Below are 2,478 nucleotides of genomic sequence, written 5' to 3'. Positions count from 1 at the left end.
CCGTGATCGCCTTATGGGCGAACCGAATTGCACAAACATCCGCAAATGAGACTCGCAGAAACGAGGCGGCCCGCCACGCTTTCGAGGAACAACGCCTACGCGAGGACAATGCCAGTTACCTGCGCATGGAATCACTCGAGCGCGAACGGGACGCCCGCGACCAAGAGCGGGAGCGACGACTGATCGCCGGTTCCTTGCAAGCGTGGCGGGCTACCGATGGCGAGCGTTGGGGCCTTGTCATCTCCAGCTCATCGCGGGACTCGTCCGTCTTTCATGACATCAAGATCATCGCCCCAGCCAACCGGACCGGCGCTACAGCGGAGGGCTGTATGCCCATCTCCATCGAGGCACTCCCACCAGGGCAGTACTTCGTGGAGGCCAGGGCCTCCCGAGGCTGGGGGCTGCCCGACCCCATCACACCCGACAGCGCACCCGAGGTTGTCCCGGTCACCAAGAGCACCAAGCACCATGTCGCCTCGATTGAGTTCACTGACCACTTAGGAACGCGGTGGCGTTGGGAACCTCGGACCAGCTTGGTGCGACTCCATCCCTAGCAGCAGCCGTCAGCGCAGGCCACGGAAGCCCAGGGAGGGGCGCAGGCGGGGGCGAGGCGTCGCTTTAGGCCGTCAACAGTCGATACCAGTGCGGCAAGCATGGCAACCGACTGTTGACGGCCTAAAGCGACGGAAGAGGGGCGCTAGCCTGGGGGCGATGAGCTCCTCCTCACCCGATTCACCTCGCCCCTCGCGCCTGGTGGCGGCTGCCGCGATTGTCGACTCCCTCGCCCACCCCACCGCCATGCTGTGCGCCGCCCGCTCCTACCCCGCCGAGCACGCAGGCCAGTACGAACTGCCCGGCGGCAAGGTCGAACCTGGCGAGACGCCCACGCAGGCGCTGGCCCGCGAGCTTCGCGAGGAGATCAGCCTGTCAGTTCACCTGGGTGCCGAGGTTGTTCCCGCTCCCCTACTTGCCCTCCCCGTGCCCATGCCCAACCTCGTCGATCCCGCCTGGCCTGAGGACAACCAACCCGCCTGGCCCGCCATGCACGGCTACCGCATGCGCGTGTGGCTGGCCGAACCCGCCGATCCCTCCCACGGCCCCACACAGGGCAGCGCACACCAGTCCTTGGAATGGGTCGGGCTGAAGCAGGCCCGCACGCTACCCTGGCTGCCGGCGGACCTGCCCGTCCTGGAGGCCGTCCTCGCCACCCTGGGCACCCCGCACGTCACGTCTTTGTGACACCGTTCCCTGATCCGTCACTTTCTAGGTTAGGGTTCCCTCATGCCGAAAATTATGGGGAGCTCACTCGCCGAGCACCGCGAGCGGATGCGCACGGCGCTCTTTGACGCTCTGTCCGAGCTCATGAGCCAGCGCTCCTTCGACAAGATCACGCTGTCCGACGTCGCCGCCCACGCCGGAGTGGGCCGCACCGCCGTCTACAACCACTTCGCGGACAAGGAGGACCTCCTCCTGGCCTTCATGGAGTACGAGACTGCGCGCTACTCCGAGCAGCTCTCCCGCGCCCTGGCAGGGATCGAGGACCCGATCGACCGGCTGCGCGTCTACGTGCGCCAGCAGGCGCTCCTCAAGCGCCACTACCACTTCCCCACCTACGGCCCGCTGTCGCACTCCGTGTCCCGGGACACCGCCGGACGCCTGCGCGCCCACGCCGGTCTCATGATGCAGATGCTCTCCCAGATCCTCACTGACGCGATGGACAAGGGCGCTATCCCGCAGCAGGACCCCAGCATCGTCATCCCGCTCATCCACGCCGCCATCATGGGAGGCCGCCCCACCCCCCTCCAGGCGCAGGCCCGCTCGGCCTACCTGGAGGCGCTGGACGTGTTCATCCTGCGGGCCGTGGGCGCCGAGGTCCCCGCGCACGCCGTGCCGGCGATCGAGCAGACGGCCAGCACCGAGCCCGTTGAGGGAGTGCAGGCCAGCCCGCTGTCGGTCGTCGCCGCCGCAGGCTGACGGCGGCCCGCTCTCAGCACCAGCCGCGCAGCCGAGTCCGCACAAGGCTGAGCCTGCGCTACTCAGGTAGGCTCGTCCAGTCGGAGTGCGCCAGTCTCCGGCCACGCCGCGAGCCCCGACCCTTCGGCAGCGGATCCCGCGTGCCATGGTGGGCACAACTCAGGAGGACACAGCATGTCTCGGTCTCAGGACGATCTCGTCGCACGCGCGAGCGACCCGAATGCCGAACTCGCCACCCTGCACGAGCTCGCTCAGAACTACCCCGGGCTGCGCCCCTACATCGCTGCCAACCCCCGTACCTACCCGGCTCTGCTGGACTGGCTCGCAGGGCTCGGAGACCCCGCCATCAACGCCGCCCTGGCCTCCCGCGGTAGCGCCGCCGAGTCCCCATCCCAGGCCGGCGGCCCCACGCAGGCCCTGCCCACCCCCATCCCGACCGCTGCCTTCCCCGCGACCGAGGCTGCGACGTCGTCGACCGCCTCCGCCACCTCTGCGGCCTCCGCC

General features: G+C 68.5%; 4 protein-coding genes. All 4 read left to right on the top strand.

Going from position 1 to position 2,478, the window contains the following annotated elements:
* Positions 1-554 (top strand): hypothetical protein (locus HMPREF0058_RS12970; RefSeq protein ID WP_211205880.1); only part of this gene is annotated, 554 nt, incomplete at its 5' end.
* A gap of 157 nt (positions 555-711) precedes the next feature.
* Entirely contained in the window at positions 712-1,239 is a 528-nt protein-coding gene (locus tag HMPREF0058_RS02285; RefSeq protein WP_006548054.1) for a (deoxy)nucleoside triphosphate pyrophosphohydrolase, read from the top strand.
* A 42-nt stretch (positions 1,240-1,281) separates the two neighbouring features.
* Positions 1,282-1,974 carry a TetR/AcrR family transcriptional regulator gene (locus tag HMPREF0058_RS02280; protein WP_034235935.1) on the top strand — a complete coding sequence of 231 codons (693 nt, stop codon included), beginning with the start codon at positions 1,282-1,284 and terminating at the stop codon, positions 1,972-1,974.
* Between the two features lie 174 nt (positions 1,975-2,148).
* Positions 2,149-2,478: variant leucine-rich repeat-containing protein (locus HMPREF0058_RS13130; RefSeq protein ID WP_006548052.1), on the top strand; the 330-nt coding region annotated here is incomplete at its 3' end.

The sequence above is a fragment of the Actinomyces urogenitalis DSM 15434 genome, assembly GCF_000159035.1.
Lineage (GTDB): Bacteria > Actinomycetota > Actinomycetes > Actinomycetales > Actinomycetaceae > Actinomyces > Actinomyces urogenitalis.
Note: the sequence above shows the minus strand (reverse complement) of the source record. Positions and strands in the feature narration are given on the sequence as shown.

Excerpts from the sequence above, each read along its gene's own strand:
- HMPREF0058_RS02285 (WP_006548054.1), top strand. The coding sequence starts at position 712 with ATGAGCTCCTCCTCACCCGATTCACCTCGCCCCTCGCGCCTGGTGGCG.
- HMPREF0058_RS02280 (WP_034235935.1), top strand. The coding sequence starts at position 1,282 with ATGCCGAAAATTATGGGGAGCTCACTCGCCGAGCACCGCGAGCGGATG.